This window comes from Myxococcus sp. AB036A (genome assembly GCF_006547355.1).
Classification (GTDB): domain Bacteria; phylum Myxococcota; class Myxococcia; order Myxococcales; family Myxococcaceae; genus Myxococcus; species Myxococcus virescens.
Genome location: NZ_VHLC01000080.1, coordinates 1 through 18,609 on the forward strand (window position 1 = coordinate 1; position 18,609 = coordinate 18,609).

Annotated in this window: 13 protein-coding genes; all 13 read right to left on the reverse strand. The window is 70.2% G+C overall.

The features are described 5' to 3' along the window. Positions 1 to 3,714, reverse strand: a 3,714-nt coding sequence (locus tag FL344_RS27300) for a hypothetical protein (protein WP_141620595.1), incomplete at its 3' end; no start/stop codon positions are given. 3 nt (positions 3,715 to 3,717) lie between these two features. Continuing rightward, a complete protein-coding gene (locus tag FL344_RS27305) occupies positions 3,718 to 5,493 on the reverse strand; it encodes a hypothetical protein (RefSeq protein ID WP_228565415.1) in 1,776 nt (591 codons plus the stop codon). A gap of 105 nt (positions 5,494 to 5,598) precedes the next feature. After that, on the reverse strand, positions 5,599 to 6,519 hold the full coding sequence (locus tag FL344_RS27310) for a hypothetical protein (protein ID WP_228565416.1): 921 nt from the start codon (positions 6,517 to 6,519) through the stop codon (positions 5,599 to 5,601). A gap of 5 nt (positions 6,520 to 6,524) precedes the next feature. Further along, complete coding sequence (locus tag FL344_RS27315; protein ID WP_141620598.1) at positions 6,525 to 8,945, reverse strand: phage tail protein; 2,421 nt, start codon at positions 8,943 to 8,945, stop codon at positions 6,525 to 6,527. Next, complete coding sequence (locus FL344_RS27320; protein ID WP_141620599.1) at positions 8,945 to 11,287, reverse strand: putative baseplate assembly protein; 2,343 nt, start codon at positions 11,285 to 11,287, stop codon at positions 8,945 to 8,947. Before FL344_RS27320 ends, FL344_RS27315 begins: the two co-directional genes overlap by 1 nt. Beyond that, the gene (locus FL344_RS27325; protein ID WP_141620600.1) at positions 11,288 to 11,689 is read right to left on the reverse strand and encodes a GPW/gp25 family protein; all 402 of its coding nucleotides are present in this window, start codon (positions 11,687 to 11,689) and stop codon (positions 11,288 to 11,290) included. It lies immediately after the preceding gene. A gap of 7 nt (positions 11,690 to 11,696) precedes the next feature. Beyond that, entirely contained in the window at positions 11,697 to 13,241 is a 1,545-nt protein-coding gene (locus FL344_RS27330; RefSeq protein ID WP_228565417.1) for a hypothetical protein, read from the reverse strand. Continuing rightward, on the reverse strand, positions 13,235 to 13,933 hold the full coding sequence (locus tag FL344_RS27335; RefSeq protein ID WP_141620602.1) for a phage baseplate assembly protein V: 699 nt from the start codon (positions 13,931 to 13,933) through the stop codon (positions 13,235 to 13,237). The genes FL344_RS27330 and FL344_RS27335 overlap by 7 nt, the downstream gene beginning before the upstream one ends. Continuing rightward, entirely contained in the window at positions 13,930 to 15,006 is a 1,077-nt protein-coding gene (locus tag FL344_RS27340; RefSeq protein ID WP_141620603.1) for a phage late control D family protein, read from the reverse strand. Before FL344_RS27340 ends, FL344_RS27335 begins: the two co-directional genes overlap by 4 nt. An 18-nt stretch (positions 15,007 to 15,024) precedes the next feature. Next, entirely contained in the window at positions 15,025 to 15,198 is a 174-nt protein-coding gene (locus FL344_RS38670; protein WP_194863277.1) for a hypothetical protein, read from the reverse strand. A 3-nt stretch (positions 15,199 to 15,201) separates the two neighbouring features. Then, on the reverse strand, positions 15,202 to 16,536 hold the full coding sequence (locus tag FL344_RS27345; RefSeq protein WP_141620604.1) for a hypothetical protein: 1,335 nt from the start codon (positions 16,534 to 16,536) through the stop codon (positions 15,202 to 15,204). Between the two features lie 4 nt (positions 16,537 to 16,540). Further along, positions 16,541 to 17,023: a phage tail protein gene (locus FL344_RS27350; protein WP_141620605.1), complete on the reverse strand. Its 483-nt coding sequence runs from the start codon at positions 17,021 to 17,023 to the stop codon at positions 16,541 to 16,543. Further along, a complete protein-coding gene (locus FL344_RS27355) occupies positions 17,020 to 18,591 on the reverse strand; it encodes a phage tail sheath protein (protein WP_141620606.1) in 1,572 nt (523 codons plus the stop codon). Before FL344_RS27355 ends, FL344_RS27350 begins: the two co-directional genes overlap by 4 nt. Positions 18,592 to 18,609 lie beyond the last annotated feature (18 nt).

Below are 18,609 nucleotides of genomic sequence, written 5' to 3' on the forward strand. Positions count from 1 at the left end.
GGTGATCTGGGGGAGGGCGGGAGGAACGCGCACGGTGGCGCGCTGCCGAGCGCCTTCCAGGGTCCGGTGGACGAGGTCCAGCCGGTCCAGGCGCTGGAACAGCGATGGCCCCTGCGCGAACCAGTCCAGCGGGGCGTCTCGCAGGAGCTGGATGAGGGCCCAGAGTTCTGGAGGCGCGGCGCGTGTCTCCGCGAGCGCCGCGGGCAGCTCCGACTCGTAGATGCCGGTGTCCAACGCGCGGACGGGCGTGGCGCGGTCCAGGACCTGTTCTCTCGGCCGGTGGTAGACGAGGAAGCGAACATGCTCGCGCAGCACCTGGGTGCGTCGTTCGTTGATGCGTTGCAGCCGGGTCTGCTCCTCGGCCAGGAGCGCGCGAGCCACCATGACGTCCTGGCGGGACTCGGAGACTTCCGTGCCAATCACTGTCAGGCGCTCGCCTCCCCGTACCTCATGGGCCCGGAGCACGCTCACCAGGCGCCCGCCTTCCTCCAGGGCCTCCCGGTATTGCATGACGCGGTCCTCGAGGTTCCGCAGCACGGCCAGCACGTCTTCGAGCTGGGCCACGGACATGGAGAAGTAGGTGGCCTCTTCCGCCCGCGTGGGTACCTTGGGCGCCACGTATCCGGTGAACACCTGGTTCCAATCCTCCGCGGTCAGGGCACGCAGCTCGCTCAACGGAATGTCGATGCGCGGCTCCGGAGTGGGGATGGGCGGTGGCTGTCCGTCCACCGGCGGCACACGTGACCGTCGCCACGGGGGGACCTTCACGTTGGGGACCTGCACGGCCTCGAGGTTGAACTCCATGCCGGAGAGCAGCGTGAACAGCTTCCCGAGCACCTCCCGCTTGATGGCCATCGCCGAGTGAAGCGTGCCGATGACGGGAGACACCTTGAGGAGCCGGTCCCGGAGGTTGGTTTGATCCAGGTAGCGGACCGTGGACCAGCTCACCTTGCGCTTCGCGTTCAGGACCCCGATGAACTTCTCCACATCCGTCAATGTGGCGACGCGCGTCTCGGCCTGCGCGACGTCCGTCAGTACGGGAGATGCCGTCATCACGGCGGAGGTGGTGCTACCCAGCATGAGTTGGCGGACGCGATGGATTTCCGACTGGACCTGAAGGAAGGCCGCGTCCACGGCCTCATCGACTCGTTGGATCCGGTTGGACAGGTCGCGCATCAGCCCACGCAGGCCCAGGGTTCGCTGGGTGGTGTGAAGGGGCGAGCGCACCGGCCGATGCCACAGGAGGTTCTCACGCGCCCTGACAATCACATCCAGTTGGTCGCCGCGGCGGATGGCCGCGGGCGCGGAGCGCGCCACCTCGGTGCCGAGCGTCTTCCAGGGCGTCCAGCTGGTGCCATCGAATCGGGCGTATCGAATGCGTCCGTTGACCGCTCGGGACAGGACATCCAGCACGCCCTTGCCTGGCGCGGACAGCGCGGCGGTGAGCGAATGGCCGCCGCCCAGGTCCTTCCACTCGCTCCACACCAAACCGTTGAAGCGCCGGTGCAGCAGGGAGCTGCCCGTGAGCGCGACCAGATCCACGGTGCCGTCATCCGGTGATGCGCAGGCCTTGAGCCAGCGGACCTCCCGTCCCAGCGAGTGGTTCGTCCAGACCACCGCGGTCTGCGTGGGGTCCGGGGAGACGGTGACCTGCTGGATGTTGCGCTGGGCGTCCAGGAGGAAGGCCATGAGCTGGCCCCGTGACACCACCGCCGAGATGGGCTCGCCCTTGAATGCGAGCGGCGTCTCAAAGGGCTTCGGCCGGATGACGCGTGAGGCGGTGACGGTTATCCACCAGAGTGAGAGGACCTGCCCTCGGAGGGCCTGGTAGAAGACGTCCGTGCGCCCCTCGGAGGGAGACACCGCGGCGGCGTCTCCCATGACGTCGCTCGCCAGCATGCGAGGGCTGCTCCAGGGCTGATTGCTGACCCGGGTGTCCAGGTAGGTGTTGTGCAGGTTGCCCTGGTCGTCCCGGAAGTAGACGTCCAGCCGCCCGCGCGGCCACATCGCCGCGACGGGCACGGAGCGTGACCTGACCCTGCCCTGGAGCACGGGCGTCACCTTGCTCCACGCCCGGCCATCGAAGGTCCGGTAGCCCAGCGTCCAGAACGGTCCCCGGAACAACACATGCGCCCGGTCCTCGGTGGAGATGACCACGGGCGCGGAGGTGAGCTGTCCTGCGAACTCCAGCCGGGGCGTCGGGTCTCCCTGGGGCCGAGGCAGCAAATCGGAGCGCGCATCGACGGCCAACCCCCAGGACGGCTCGAAGTGGTTCTGGAGGTAGGCCTCGGCCGAGGGCACCGTCTCACCCGACGTTCCGTAGTCCTCTTCGGTGGGATTCGTCGGGTCGGCGGCGGGGATGTAGCGCGCCTCGTCCGGGTCGGCTTCCGGGTCCACCAGGGGGTAGTGCTTGCCGGTGGCGCCATACAGGTTGTCCTTGAGGGTGCTCATCCGCGCGCGCACGACGATGCGCCGCTTCAGCCATCCGCCCAGGCGCTGAAGTCCTTCTTCGATGGCGGCGAGGAAGGCGGGGTCCAGCGGTGCGTCATGCAGCAGCCCCGGCTCATAGACGGCGCCAGGCACGGGGACGAGGATGCGAACGCGCTCCTCTCGGGTGATGTCCAGCGGCTCCAGGGCCGCGCTGGCCATCGCCACCGTGTCGAGCTGCTCCAGTGGAATGGGGACCGCCTCCAGCTCGAACCGGTCAGGGAAGAAGCGCCGCGTCCAGGCGCGGTAGTCCACGGCGTCGGGAGGCAGCACGCCCACCGGCGGCAGGCGGCGGAAGTAGAGGATGGCCTTGTCCTGGGCGAGCCGCTCCGGGGGAAGCTCCGCCAGGTGGTCGTTGAATTGGAGGATGCGCGCCTGCCAGAGCACGGGCGAGCCGCGGGACTTCAGCAACGGCGTGCGCGCGCGTGGCAGTCCACCCGCCCGCGCCACCGCATGCCGGTCGACGAACAACGCCTCCGGACCGTCCGGACCCTGCTCGAAGCCCAACAGTCCAATCGGAACGCCCGCGTGCTCCCAGGGGGCGAGCAGTCCACCCCGGCGACGGCGTTCCCGCTCGAAGAGGCTGTACACCAGTCGGCTGCGCCAGCGCAGGGAGTAGTCCTGCGGCATGTCCCAGCCCTCGGGCCAGCCCCAGAGCACCAGCGCCGCGCCCTCCGTGCGCACCGCGTCCTCGAATGCATGGGACTCCGGTTCCACCTCGCAGGCGTCCGTCTGCGAAGCCGGTGGCGTCAGCACGGACGTGGTGGGGACCAGCACCAGCACCGCGGCTTTGGGAAATGCCAGCGGGTCCACGGGGGGCTCCTCGTTGGCGAGTACCTCCAGGGAGAACGTGGAAGGGTCCCGGTCGCCAGGGAAGAGGGGAATCTTTCCCAGCGGGGCGCGGAGCTGTCGGCGGACGATGACGTCCTCGCCTGTCACGGCGATTCCGCTGCCGGGCCGGACATGGATGAAGGTCTGCGTGGCCACCCGCTCCAGATGAACCTCCAGCCCGGCGATGATGCCCGGCGTGAGGTGCTGGCCAAGGAGCGCGAGCCTCCCCGCGCGATGTTCCTGTTCCAGCGCGAGCGCGTCCGCCGACACGGCGCGTCCCGTGAAGAAGTGGGCCCTCCTCCGCCACTCGGCGTCCACGCCGAAGGGCGCCATGCGTGGCTCCACGCGGAGCACATGCTCGTTGGCCAGCGGATCCGCAATCGGCTTGGTAATCATCTCTCAGCTCCGCAGCGCCAGGAACGCTTCGTCGAGCGACACACCTTCATCGAGCAGCTTCTTCAGCTCCGTCACGAACGTGGCGTAGGCCGCGGCGGTGAGCGTCATCACGTAGGCCCCGATGTCGGGCATCCGGTAGGACGCGGCCAGGGTGGCCAGCGGCACGTTCAGGAGGCTGGGTTCCGCCTCGAGCCTCGCCAGGCCCTGTTTGACGGTGGCAGGGAAGCGGTTGAGCGCGGCCATGTACTCCTTGTGTTGGAGGCGCTCCAACCGCAGCGTGGCGGAGGCCATGCCCGCGAACTGCCACCGCGTGGTTCCGTGAGCGAGCGTGTTGAGCAGGGGAACGAGCTGGCCAATGGCCATGGCGGTGCCGCGCTGGGGCAGGGCGGAGAACTCGTCATAGAGCTCCGCCTGCCGGAGCTTCTTCACCAGCTCCTCGAAGTGCTGCTCGCCGTCGTGGTCCTCCGGCTCGGGCAGCGGCTGGCCCGCCGCGGAGTGGTGGTGCGGCAGGCTGCGCCGGCAGGCATACCAGAGGGTCCGCGAGCCGGAGAGCAGCTCGCTCCACGCCGCGTCCACCAGGTCTGTCACGGGCGCTTCTGGCACTGGCTGGACCTGCCAGCGGCGCGTGAGGTCCAGCAGGGCATGCGCGGGCAGTCGCCGCGCCACCTGTCCCACCGCCGCGGCCCGCAGCTTGAGCGGTGCGGCGCGCAGCACCTCGCGGAGGCCCTCCAGCCGCTGCGCCATGCCATGACGCGCCACGGGCACCATCACCAGGACGGACACCGACTCCAGGGCCTCGCCCGTCTGCGTGAGGTCGATGGGGGGCAGTTGCATGGACTCGTCGAGGATGGCGCCGAGCTCGTCCTCGGCCACCACCGTCAGCTCGACGTCCACTTCGGGCGGGAAGTAGAACTCCGTGAGGCTGCCCGCCTCGATGGCCGCCGCGGGCAGGGTCCCCGCGGCGGGCAGCGTGAAGAAGTGCTCGCTCGCGAGGAACCGTTCGCTCTGCCCCGCCGCGCGGCGCGCCTGGAGCACCTCCTTCAGGTGCTGCTGATATTGAAGCGCGTGGGCTTCACGCAGCTCCCGGGATGCCACGCCGAAGCCCACCACGCTGCGCTGTTCGGCGCCCACCTCCCGTCGCACCAGGAAGGTGTCCAGCCAGCGGAGGGTGCCTCGGTCCAGTGCCAGCATCGCCAGCGGCAGCGCGTCCACGGGGAGGTTCCGCATCCCCGCACCGGCGAAGACTTCATGGGCCGCGCGGCTGCGGCGCGTCTCGAAGGTGCCGCCGCCCACCGGGTCTGGGTAGGGGATGAGCGTCAGCGCCACCGCCTCGATGATGTCGCCGTCTTGCGTGGTCCGCGCGGCGCCCATCGACGTGGGGTACGACGCCACCGGGTTCGCCGTGTACTCCACGGGGCGCAGCACCAGCACGTACAACCCAGAGCGGCTCCGCGCCAGCTCGCGTGGCACGGGGGCGAGTCCGAAGGCCGCGTCCAGCCGTTGAATCTCCGGGATGTCGTCAAGGCGGATGCCCGTCAAGTCTCGAGGCACGACCACCAATTCGCCGCCGGGTGTCAGCCCATGGCCCAGGCGGACGGTGAGCGTCGTGCGGTCCTGGCTGGGCGTGACGGTCAGCCCGTGCATCACCCCGGTGCCATTGGCGCGTGAGAGGTCGGCCTGCCGCGTGAGGAAGTAGTTCTGCTCCCGCGTGAGGTCCTTCGCGGTGAGGAAGCGCCCGTCGAAGAAGAAGGAGCGCACGCGCCGGTCGTCGTGCAACATTGCCCGGGCGGTCTCCAGCGCTTGTGCCGTTTCCCAGGTGAGCTTCTCCCGGGCGGGTCCACTGGTTGGGTTGAACACGGTTATCCCCCTTCGAGAGAGTCGGGCCTAGAAGACGCCCATCCACCGGGCGAGCGCGGCGGTCGAGAGGCTGAAGGGCCTCAGGTCATTGTCGACGTAGACAGTCCCCTGCCGCGTGGGCCGCACCTCCGTGCCGCGCACGTCCTCCACGTCTGTTGCTCCGATGACGACGCGGGCGAGGAAGACCCACGCGGGATCCCGCATCTTCAGGTCGGGCTGGGTCGGGTCCGTCAGCAGCGAGGCCGGGATGAAGGTGTCGCTCCACAGCTTCGCCAGCTCCTGTTCGCGGCTGCCTCGCCAGGCGTTGAAGATGGCCTGCCGCAGCTTGATGCGCCGCTGCACCGGGTCTGGTTCGTCCACGGGGTCCGGGAAGGGGCTCTTGGGGACCTCCGGAGGGGGATACGCCGTGGAGCGCGGCACCAGTCGCAGCTCATAGCCGTCGCGAATGCGCGAGGCGACCACGGCGTCCATCGCGTCGAAGGGCCCCGCCGCGAAGGCAGGCGTCTTGCCTCGCTCGCACTGGAGGAAGCGCAGGAAGAGGTCCGCCACCACTCCCGTGGGCGGAAATCCCGCGGCATCGGGGCTCAGCCGGTACTCAGCGGGCGTGAAGACGCCGAAGTCGGCCATCTCCAGTGGCTCCTGCCAGTACCAGCGGTCCAGCTTGAGACACGCGTCCGTGGGCACTTCCACCAACCGGCCGAAGGGGTCCAACGCGAGCCCAGCGGACACCCGGAGCTCCTCATGCTCCGGCTCGGTGCCCTCGTGGTGACTCACCTCGAGCCCGGCCACCGTCCCGACACCGTGGAGGTACGCCAGGGCCCGGGTGAGCCGGCCTCGGTGATAGGTCTGCTCGGCGGTGAAGTCTCCCGCGTCCAGGAGCACGCCGGTGTCGTAGTGGAGCCGGTCTCGCGTCTCCGCGTCGAGCAAGGCGTCATTCGGGGGCGACATGGTCATCAACCTCCTTCCAATCTGGGGTCCAGGCTCGACGGGCGTTCAATGACGTCCGCGAGCCCCAGCACGCTGTGGCCCACTCGCACCGAGGTGGGGGCGGGGGCGGGTCCGACGTAGGTGTCCACGCCCACCAGCGACGCGACTCCGACGAGCAGCGGACGGCTCGCGGTGATGACGGAGACCTGCACGTGCGCGGGGGCCTCCTGCTCCGCCACCTTCCGGATGAGGCCCAGGGTCCGCGTGTCCGTGCCCTGGTGCACCAGCACCGTGAGCCGGTGTGCCAGCCGCTCCAGGAACTGCTCCACCGCCTCCGCCTCCGCGCGGCTCTGCAGCGTTTCGTCCCCGAAGACGGCCAGGAACTCCTTGCGCGTCTCATCCCCGAGGAAGAGCGTGTCGCCCACGTAGGAGTTCCCGCTCCGGGCCAGGCCCGGCAGCAACGGGTCCTCCGTGTCCGCGAGGTCCGCGCCGAGGATGGTCGCCAGCGTGCGCCGAAGCCGGAAGTCCTCCACCACCACCACGGCGCCTCGGTTCACCGCGCCGTCGGTGACGAGGTCCAGCGCCAGGCGCAGGCCCTCGACGCAGCCGCGCCGCCGGGCGAGCGCGGGCGCGGACCGGAGCATCGCGCGCCGCTGGCTCTCGCCCACCACGGGGTCGAAGGAGAGGCCTACCCAGCTCGCGAGCCACTCCAGCGAATCACCAGGCACGTGCCCCGGGTCGGTGAGCACGTGCGCATGGGCGATGCGGTCCTCGATGGGCGTCAGCACACCCTCGACGATGCCGAGGAAACGCTCCAGGAAGTCCGCGGGAGTCGCCCGGCCGGCAGCGTCCGCGTCCTCGCCGAAGAGCTCCTCGCGATAGAGGGACGGCAGGTAGTTGTCCACGTAGGAGAAGCGCGATGCATACGCGCGCAGCGCTCCCACCTCGGGCGTCCGGCGGCCGTCACCGAACAGCTCCACCCGCACCCACAGGTACCGTCCGGAGAGCGCACGCACCTTCGCGTGGGCGCGCTGGATGAGGACGGTGAACAGGCCACTCTCGCCCGGGGCCGGCGGCGCGGGCAGCATCCCCGGTTGGAACGGCACCTCCGACGGCAGCGGTACCCAGCTCCCGTGCGGGACGTCTGGATGAACAGGGGCTTCCGGGATGAGGCCCAGGCGATGCTCGTGCCAGTGCGGCGAGGCGCTCGGCGGAGCCAGTGGCTCATCGGTGGCGGCAAGCCAGACGCGCACCCCGGTGCGTGGGGGCAGCAGCGCCTCCACGTACAGGCGGTGCCACACCGTGCGCCCGTCGCCCGAGTCGAAGGGCCGGTTCGGCGGGTTGGCGGCGCGGCCTCGCTCGGCGCACCGGGGCAGCGACAGGGCTTGAAGCGGCACTGGCGCCATGTCGGCCAGCCCTGGGGTGACGGCGTGGTGCGGAGGCTGCGCTCCCTGGAGAAAGGGACCTCCGTCATGGCCGGGCAGGGGAAAGTAGTCTCCCTGGGGAATCGCCTCTGACGCACCGGCCGGGAGCGCGTAGGCCACCGCCTCCACCTTGCCATCGTCGAGCAGTGACAGCACCGCGGCGCGGCCGTCCGGAAGGATGGCGAGACTGAAGGGCCGCAGCACGCCCGGGAGCGCGACGGGCGTGGAGAAGCGGCCCGTGTAGAAGCGCAGTCGCGCGTGCGCCGCGTCTGGGGGCACACCCGCGAGCGCCGGGTCCATGACCCAGCTCAGCACCGCCAGCCGTCCCTCGGTGTCACAGGCAAGCGCCACCGGCACTTCGCCAGGCCACGCGAGCGTCTCCAGCACGCGGGTCCGAGGCGGGTCCGGGTTCTCTTCCATCGGGCGGAACAAGCCAGCGCCGGAGGGAATGGACAGGACGTCCGGAAGCGGCTGCCCGTCCACCCGGCCGAGCACGGCGGGAGGTGCGTTGGGCGCGAAGGAAGGCGGACCGCTCAGGACATAGGCGCCACCCCGCGGGTCCGCGGCGATGCGGTGCGCGGCGATGCCTTCGGCCGGGAACACCACGGCGGACCACACCTTGCGCAGGTGGAGCGCCACCACGCGCTGGGCCACCGCGAGGTAGAGGATGCCGCCAGCTCCAGGCGACAGGTCCGTCACCGCGCCGGACAACCCCACCTGCGCGGGCTCGAACCGCAGGGTGGTGCCAGCGCCTCCGCCCGCCGCGCGCACCTGCCCGGCCACTTCGTCCCACCAGGCCCACGTGCCGAATGCGTCCACCGCGCCCGGTACGCGAGCGAGCCTGGGCTCCAGCACCGCGAGGTCGAGTGCCTCATCGAAGGTGCGGCTCTCGCCCAGGCTTCCCAGCCGGAGCGTCCTGCGCTTCGCGTCGTAGAGACACACCTCGCCCGCGGAGACCGAGCTCTCCGTGACCCAGTCCGGTGCGTCCGCCAGCATGTAGAACCGGAGGCGGTTGGCGTCCATCAGCAGACCTCGGGGACCATGGGCACCGCCACGCCCGCCTGCGAGGAGTCCATGCCGCCGCTTCCCTCATCGCCGATGCCGTGGAGCATCGTCGGCACCTCTCCGTCGGCATTCACCGCCACCTTGAGCAGCTCCGGGAGCTGCCAGTCCGCGATGGACAGCTCCACCGGTGTCGTCGCGGTGCTGCCCTTGAGCTGGAGCCAGCTCGGGTAGACCGGGCCCTCGGCCTGCCGGACGGACGGAGCAGGGGGCTCCACCGTGAAGCGCGCCACGTCGGCCGAGGCTCCGGCGCGGCGAGGGTCTCTCAGCACGCGCGTCACCGTTCCCCAGGCGAAGAGGCTCACCCCTGCGATGCTGGCCACTCCGGGGACCTGCGCCACCGCGACATAGAGCTCCCGGTCCTGGACGTCCCGGCCCAGCGGCCAGCCCTCTCCGGTGGGGCCTCCCGCCGGCAGCGGGAAGATGAAGCGGCGCACGGCCTGCCGCACCGCCTGCACCACCGTCTCCCTGCCAAAGCCCTCGCGCACGGTGATGCCCACGCCGAGCCCCAGTGGGACGTACTCGCAGCCAATCACGTAGAGCTCGGTGGTGAGCGGCCGGCGCGCATCCAGGTAGGCATGGACGGCTTCCAGCAGCGGCCGGTCCGCCCGCGGGTAGGGCGGCTCCAGCCGCGTGGCCGTGGGCAACACCATGACGGAGACGACACCGGGGACACCGTCTCGCCGTCGCCTTGGCTCGAAGCGGGGCAGCACCTCCACGCGCCCCAGTTGCACACCGGGGGTGCTCGCCGCGAGCCGCCGGTAGTCCTCCTCCGTCACGGCCCGGTCCACGTGGCGCAGCAGCGCGGGGATGCGGCGCTCGGCCTCCGCCAGCGTCTCCGCGTCCCGGCCACCCAGCGTGGGCTCCGGTTGTTGTACCCGCAGCCCCGGCGCGGGGCTTCCATCGACCCGGAAGGCGCTGATGTCCTTCAAGCTGCCAGGCGGGAGGTTCCCCGCGGCGCCGCCGCCGCTGCGCATCCGGGCCACCAGCACCTGGGCACCCGCGGGAGGCACGCGTCCGCGCACGCCGTCTCCACAGCGGGCGGCGCCCGCCTCGGAGTCCAGGGCGTAGACGGGCTCGTCGCGGCGGGCCAGCGCGAGGTCTTCGATGAGCCGCCACTCGCGGTAGCCCGCCCCTGGCTCTTCGATGAAGAGCTGGAACGTTGCACGCTCCACGGAGCCGGAGGGCAGGCGAAACTCCTGCTCCGCGTTGCCGTCGCTCTGTCCAATCAGGCGTCCGCCGGTCGTCTCGCGCTGGTCCACTTCGACCGCGTTGATGTCCACCCAGCCCAGCGCGAAGCGCTCCGGCTTTCCGCTGGGACGCAGGCGCAGCCAGGTCACCAATCGCGCCGCTACCCTCGGGTCATCCAGGCGGGGCGGCCGGTCGCCCAGGCCGGCGCGCGCGTCCGCCCTCACGTCATTGACCGGCGCGCCCAGGTCGGATGGCAACAGCAGCCGCACGACGCCCCGGCGGGACAGCTCCTGCGTCGAGTCCGCCACGACGGTGAGCCGGTGGTACACCGGCAACCCGTCCGCGGCGGGCGTGCCCGTCACCTCCCAGACGTGTGGCAGCCGGCCGCGCGCCCCGAGCAGCTCGGACAGGGCGGGGACCTCCATGACGGGGGAGACGCCCACGCTTAGGACGCGAGGCCCTTGTCCGTTCCCCTTCGTCAGGTCCTCACGGAGGGCCACCACGTGTTCCGCCTTGGGGGCGAGCAGCGCGAGCCACAGGCTTCCGTCCACCGTCTCCGTCACCAGGTCCAGCCCGCGCGGGTCAGCGGCGCCGAGGGGGAACACGGGCGTCGTCGCGTAGAAGCCGTGCTGGGCCTTGGGGTCCAGGCCGTAGACCTGCGCGAGCCGGGGCAGCATCGACGCGTGCTGCTGACGCTCCGTCTCCGTGAGCGGGCGCTTGCGGTACGCCTCGGCGGTGAGGTGCACCACGGTCAGTTCATCCAGCGTTTCGAAGGGCACGGGCTTGGGCAGCGAGGCGAAGGCCCGCAGCGACACGGAAGGCTGGAGCTCCTCGGTGTCGAAGTGCACGCTCACCATGCCGGTGGCGGCCTCGGCGGGGCGCAGGCTCGCGCCCAGCAGCCGAAGGAAGGCCAGTCGCTGGCGCTCGGGGATGAGGTTGGCGCGGTAGAGGATGGAGTCCGCCAGCCAGGCGAAGAGCTCCAGCAGGGTGCGCCCCGGGTCGCCCACGCGGGCATGGGTCCACTCCGGGGTATGGCCCGGGATGCGGGAGAGCAGCTCCTCGACGAGGTCCGGGAAGCTCCTGTCGTCGAGTCGGGGAGGAATGATGGGCATCTAGCCTCCGAGGTCCATGGCGAGCCCGAGCTGCTGCACGTCACCCGTGCGGCGCAGGCGGTAGACGATTTCCACGCGGACCTGGGCGGGCAGGTCCGCCAGCTCCAGCACGTCCACGCGGATGAGTTCCAGGCGCGGCTCCCACTCGGTGAGCGCGCGCTGCACCAGCTCCTGGATGCGCCGGCGGGTGGACACGGTGTTGGGCTGCCCCATCATCCGTTCCAGCCCGGCGCCGAAGCCCTGTCGCATGAGCTGCTCGCCGGGGCGCGTGCGGAGGATGACCTCGATGGACTGACGCACGCTGGCTTCTAGCGAAGGAAACGTCAGCTCGCCGCGTTCGTCCGGCACGAGCCGCAGCGGAAAGCCCACGGGAGGGCGCCTGTCGGGAGGCTTCGGGCTCATGGCGCGGTCAGTCCTCGAACCGCTCGCGCAGCGAGGCGGGAATGGGGATGCAGATCTTGATGAGGGCAATCCAGAAGAAGACGATGTTCAGCAGCGACAGGAAGAGGTTGAGGACGATGAAGGCGCAGAGGGTGATGATGGGAATGTTGAACCCACAGAGCCACCCGATGCCCTGACCCGCGGGGGTACTGGCTGAGCCTTCGAGGAAGTCCTTCGGCGAGTTCTTGTTCAGCAGCTCGTTCATCCCCGGCGGCACCTGGAAGGTGACGTTGGGCTTGAAGGCGCTCAGGTCCTTGAGCGAGGGAAGGGGGATGAGGACGGGCGGCCGTTTCCCGCGCTCGTGCCAGGCGGCGATGGTGAAGGGCGCGCTCTCCTCGCTCCAGACGATGGCGGGTGGGCAGCCATCCTCGCGGTGGACCCGGACGAAGGCCCTGGCCACGTAGCGCGAGCCACGCCGCTCGAAGCGCCGCTCGGGAGGAATGAGGTCCCGCATCCGTGGCGCGGTGGCGGCCTTCGCCGCCTGGAGGACCTGGGCCGCCTCCGAGGCATTGGGATGTGTCCACGAACGAGGCAACACCACCGTGCCCGTCTTCCCCTGGACGAGGACGTCCGCCAGCCCGGAGAGCGCCGTGCCCGCAGGCCGCTTCTGGCCATTGCCATAGTCGAGCTGCACGCGGTTCATCGCCGTCATGAGCGCGGGCACTTGGAAGGCGTCGAACACCGCGACCAGTCCCCGCAGGAAGTCGATGAACAGGGCGAGCTTGTCGTGCTTCGCCTGCGACAATCTGCGCTGGGCGACGTCCTGGTAGGTGACCGACAGGCCTTCGAGCCCTGTCCAGTCCACCGTCTTTCCCGCGGCGAAGTAAGGGGACAGCAGGCTCCGCACCTGCGCGTCATCGAACGCGGGCGCTGTGCTGGATGCGCCCTCCGGTGCTTCACCGCTCGCCACCTGGAGGAGCCCGTACAGCACGGTGCGCTTCGCCGCGGCGCACGCGTCGGGCGGCGCGATGAAGAGCGATGTCACGGTCTCTTGGTCCCGGCTGGTAGCACGCATGAGGCGCAGCAGCTCGCGCCGCACGTCCGCGGGACCGGGGCCCGCGGGCCCTTCGCGCCGCCCAGGGTCGGGGTCGCGCTCCTGTTCCTCACCGTCGAGCGTGACCCAGCCGGCGACCTTGCCGTCCCGCCGCACCCAGGCCTCGCGCGTGTTGCCCGCGCCCACGCGCCGGATGACGAGCCCCGCGCTGTCGATGCGGGTCGCCTCGACCCGAGGCTCACCGAACACGTCGCAGCAGGCCTCCAGCAAGGCCACGTTGAACACCCCGTGAACGGGCTGGAGCAGCTTGAGCCCCTGGGGGTTGAGCGTCCCATCGGAGATGAGGGTGCCCGCCAGCGCCTTGCGGCCTTCCTCGGACCTGAGCTCTCCGAAGATGGCTTGAACGAACTCCTGGTCCTGCCGCTCGATGAACGCGGGGGCGCCGCGCTGGGCCGCCAGCGGGGCTCCGGTGGCTCCGTCGAAAACGAGCCCGCGCAGCTTGACGGGGTGGCTCACCATACGTTGCCCGCCCCTGGCGTGTACGTCACGCCCATCACCGAGTTGGTTTGCAGCGTGTCGCACTTCACGACGCCCGAGAAGGACGACATCGCCGCGTTGACCGTGACCTGACCGGCGCTCACCTCCACCTGACTGGCGGTGACGGACACCGTGGTCGCGGCCCGGACGGTGACGCCCTGCTGGGCGAGCGTGACGGTGTTGCCCGCTGCCTCCAGCGTGAGCTCGCCTCGGTTGGCCTGCTTCAGCGTGGCGCTCACGCCACCGGGGACTTCCAGGGTGATTTGCGCGGTGCCCTCGCTCGCTTCGACGATGGCGATGCGGCTGCCATTCCGGGCCTTGATGACGTAGCGGTCCACGCGATTTCCACCGGGCGTCTCCGGCGGACGGGCGCGCCCGTTCCACAGGCCCCCCACGACCAGCGGCTGGCGCGGGTCTCCTCCGGCGAAGACCACGGCCACCTCGTCATCCTTGTCCGGGAGGAAGAGCGCGCCCCAGCCACTGCCGGAGAACGGCACGGCGACCCGCGCCCACAAGGCCACGTCCGCATCGGCCAGGCCCTCGGGCGCGGTGAGCAGGCGGACCTTGACGCGCGCCAGGTGTTCGGGGTCCTCCACGGACACGACCTTCGCCAGATAGGTGCCGAGCATGGCGCCCAGCAGGCGGTGCTCCTGAGCGTGTGCGGTGTCGGTCATGGCTCTCCCAGGAAGGCGCACTCGGCCTCGAAGTCCGTCTCGTAGCCGTGGAGGGTGTCGTAGCGGTGGCTGGCACGGACCACGTAGTAGGTGTTGTCGAAGCGAGCGCTCATGCCGCGGAGCCTCACGTGGGTCCCCACGCGGAGCGCGGGGGTGCCCTCCGCGGTGGCGTCGATGCGGACGAAGCGCCGGGCGCGCGCATCGAAGGCGGCCCTGGCGATGGCGGTGGCCTCGTCGCTGGTGGACACGGGCAGCGAGCCGAGGTGCTCTGTCCGAGGGCCCAGCGTCTGCTGGAGCAGCTCCGCGCCGGTACGCCCCGCGCCCGGGCCGGGTCGCGAGCCGGAGCTCTGGCCGGAGACCCTGGCGCCCTGGATGGCGTTCCACCCGGTGCAAGTGACCTGGGTGGCCTGATGCGCCAGGTCCGCCGTGACGCGCACCCGGCGAAGCTCCGAGTAGAGGGTCAGCTCCAGGGTGCCCCGGCGCACCGCGCTCCGTGCGGAGACGTGGAGCTCGTCACCCGTCACCTGCAGATCCGCATCCCGTGTGGCCAGCAATCGCCGCACGAAGGCCAGGTCGCTTTCGTTCCACTGGACCTGGAGGCCCAGGGACTCGCGAAGGCCAGTGATGATGGGCGTCAGGCCCAGGTCCCGAGCGAGCTTCTCCGCCAGCTCGGCCAGCTTGAGGTCGCTGTGGACGTGCGTGCGCCGCGTGAGCCTGGCTTTCTGCAGTGCGTCCTCGGCGAGCACGACGAACTCCGGAGCGGAGTTGTGCGAGAACACGGCTTCGATTCCGGTGATGACGCCGCGAAAAATCTCCTGCGGGGCGCTCTCGGGACCGGTGTAGATGCCGATGGGTGCCCCGAGCCTGAGCAGTTGCTCGTCCTCGAAGACCTGATCGGCCACGGTGTCGGCGTAGCGGGCGACTGCCTCGAAGCGCAGCTCGAGCGAGCACAGGCCGCCTTCGGCTTCCTCTAGTCGCATGCTGCTGACCAGACCAGTGACGCGTGCGTCGGCCTTGCCGAAGATGCGCACCGTGGGGCGGTGATGTTCTGGCTGTGACGTGGCGTCAGTCATGGAGAACGGGGAGCGGACTCAGTCGGCGATGAGCCGGGCCTTGCGTTGGGTGATGAGCCGGATGGCGCGGGCAATCGATGTCGGATCCACGGGAGGCGGCGTGAGCGCTGGCTCCGCGGCCGGGCGTTGGCTCGCGTCTGGCGTGGAACCCGAGACGACGGACCCCTGGATCTCGTCGAAGACGATGGACATGGCTCAATCTCCCTCGAAGCGGAGGCGGCCCCGGGGAGGCAGGGTCGCGCCGAAGCGGGGCCTGGTGACCCGGGCGCGTCCTCCGAGCTCGAAGAGGCCGTCTCCGGTGGTTTCGTAGGTGTAGGTGTCCACGTGCCCGGTGGAGCGCACGGTCTCCAGTCGGACGGAGGTGCGTGGAGGGCTGGCACGCAGTCCCGCGAATGCGCCTGCTGTGGCCGAGAGGCCCGCGGAGGCCTGCGCGCCAGACCAGGCATTCGCGCTCCAGCCCGAGCCGGATGCCCCCGTGGTCGCGGGGAAGTTGGCTCCCGCGGAGAAGGACGCCCCCGCGGAGAAGATGGGGCTCGATGCGGACGCACTTACGCCGAATGAGGCTGAGCCTCCCGCGACTGCCCCCGCGGTGAAGGTGGCGCTGCCTCCGAACGAGGCGCCGGCTGAAGCACCAGCCCCCGCTGCGAAGGCGCCGCCGGCCGAGAAGCCACCGCCAGCGGAGAAGCCACCGCCAGCGGAGAAGCCACCGCCAGCGGAGAAGCCACCACCAGCGGAGAAGCCACCACCAGCGGAGAAGCCACCGCCAGCCGAGAAGCCACCACCGGCAGCAAATATGCCGCTCGCGCCAATTCCACCGCCGAGGCCCAGCCCCACGCCCGCGCTGAATCCACCGCCAACGCCGAAGCCGGCCCCCGCGCCGATTCCACCCCCCATGCCAAACCCAGCCCCGGCGCCGGCGCCGGCCCCCAAGGCTCCTCCAGGTGCGCCCGTGGCGAACGCGGCGGGCGAGGCCAGCGGGACGGAAGGGTCGACGGTCATCACGTCCTGACTGGGGAAGCGCGGATTGTCCTCGCCATTCTGCTCAGCGACGGCGCGCGGGATGGGCTGGTTGGGAGCCGCAGCCACTTGCCGCGAACGCTCTCCCTCGGCGCCTCGTGAGAAGATCTGCTGCTGCCGCGTCATTCCCAGCGCCACCGTTGAGCGCAGCGGGATGCCATCAGCCGAAAAGAAGTCGATGGTCTCCTGATAGGTCTCCACCAGTCCGGTGAACTCGAACGCGCCCCAACGGAACGTGACGTCCGGAGGAATCTGGGTCTTGGTCCCCATCATCCGTGCGATCCGGAGGGTCTGGTCGCAGACGTTGGCTCCCGTGTCCGTGGTGTCGAAGACCAGCTCCATCGAGAGCTTCGCGTTGCTCTCCGCGACGAACTGCTGGTGCTCCTGGCCCCGGACGTTCTGCAGCTTGTTGTTGACGGTGTACTGGAGCGAGCCCGGATTGAAGTGCACCGGGAGTTCCTGACCGTTGCTCTCGTTGATGAAGCTCGCGCTCTCGGGAGTCCTGTCTCGCATGGGCTCATTCCTCCTCGAGGGTCAGCCCCTCGTGGACGAGGTGCAGTTCTTCGATACCGACCTCGCTCGCCCGAGCGTTGAAGTCGGCCGCCTTGAACTTCACGGGCAGGGCCCGGTCGAGCTTGTAGGTGAGCACCGTCCGCAGTTCGCCGTTCTCCGACGGCGCCTTGAGCCGGATGCGCACCGTGCAGCGGTAGCCGTAGTCTCCCGACGTGACTCGCGCGAACCAGCGCAGCAGCCGTTCGCCTTCCGAAATGCCCCGCTTGAGCACCACCGTGCCAAAGGTCACGGGACCTGCGCGCTGAACGGCGCCCACGTTGTGCCCACCGACCTGAATCACGCGCGGCTCCATCGTGGCCTCCAGCCCGGAGCACTCGGAGAAGGCGCCATCCACCGGAGCGTCGCCCCCACCGCTTCCGGACAGCGGCTCCGGCTGGAACGCGAGCTCGAAACGGAAGGTGTGCAGGACAAAGGTCGCATCGCTCATGCGGCGTCCTCCTGCCGTAGCGTGACGCCGCCCTCCAGCGATGAAAGCCTCACCTGCAAGCGTTCGAGTGAGGCCGCGGGATCCAGCTCGACCGTGACGACGAGGCGGCCTGCATCCAGGTCGTCCTGTGTCATGGTGGTTCGGTCGCACCGCACGGAGAACGCCTCGCCGCGGCTCGCTCCGCGCAGCGCACCCGCTTCGTAGTAGCGGCCCAGCATGGCCTCGAACTGGTAGCGGAGCTCCCGCCAGGTGGTCTCGTTGGAGGCCGAGAACGTCAGGTCCACGCCCATCTGCCGCGCGGCCTTGAGGACCGACGATAGCAACCGGCTCACCGGCGCCTGCCGGTGGCTCGCCATGTTGCTGGAGGTCACATCCGAGAGCACCTGCAGCCCGAGCGGCGTCGGGCCCAACAAGGACACGCGCTCGAGCAGTCCCCTTGGGCCTGCTTCCGGGGGCCGGGGCGTCAGGTCCCGTGTCGAGGGAATCGGGAAGACACGCCGCACATCCGGCAGAGGCAGCCCCAAGGCATTCCGAAATGTCCCTCTCAGCAGCGCATTGCGCGCCAGGACGCCCGTCAGGACGCCCTCCGGTGCCTCGAGGTTCTCCGGCAGGCCCACGGAGCCAGAAGTCTGGAGCCAGGGATAGGCGAGCTGGATGAATGCGCTCTGGAACGGGAGGAGGAGGCCGTGCTCGTGCAGGAACCGCCCCATGTCCTGCATCGCGGTGCGCTTCCCGGCCGCTGTATCGAAGACGAGGCTGGCGGAGGGGAGCGGCAGCGATGCGACCAGATGTGTCTCTCGCAGACGCCGGTCACGCAGCAGCTCCGCGAGGATGGCGAGGAAGCCGGCCCAGTCCTGGTAGCCGGTCAGGTCACAACGCGGCGCCTCGCGCTCCGGCGTGTGCCACTGGGGTCCGGCTTCTCCCAGGGGAATCACACACGGGCCAAAGCCCGGAGCACCGAGGGGCAGAAGGCGAGGAAGGGGCAGGGGCTCGGGCACTTCCGCGACCAGCTCTGGCAGGTCCGGAAGGCACAGGAAGGAGACGTCGGGCAGGCCAAACAGGTGCGCCACGCCGTGCCACGTCGTCCGGTCGATGGCGGACGCGGCATGCTCCATTCCAGGAGGCGCGGGCAGCCGACTGCCCGGAAGCAGCAGATTGAGGCGCTGAAGCCGTGTCGGGCGGTCCTGCTCCGGAGGGAGCGGGTCCGCCATCCGTATGACGTAGCACTTGCGTCCCCCCTGCGCGAAGAAGGAGCGGACCGCGGCCCCAAGGGCGGTGGGCTCATCGGGCGTGAGGCCGGTGCGCGCTCGCCAGTCGAAGTGCCGCTCGAAGGCGCCAAAGCTCTCGAAGGGCAGGGGGACGTCGGTGAGGGGATGCTGCGGATCGCTGGGGTCCACGCGGAGCGTGGGGGCGGTCATCCACCCTTGCTCGAACAAGTAGCGCGACAGGGCCGCCGCCACGGGCGACTCCGGACGACGGCGGACGAAGCCGACGAAGCAGGCCACGTCCATCCGCTCGGGCGCGCTGGGCGCCACGCGCTCTGTCGCTTCGAAAGTCAGGCGCCGCATGGACCTGGGTCCCCCATT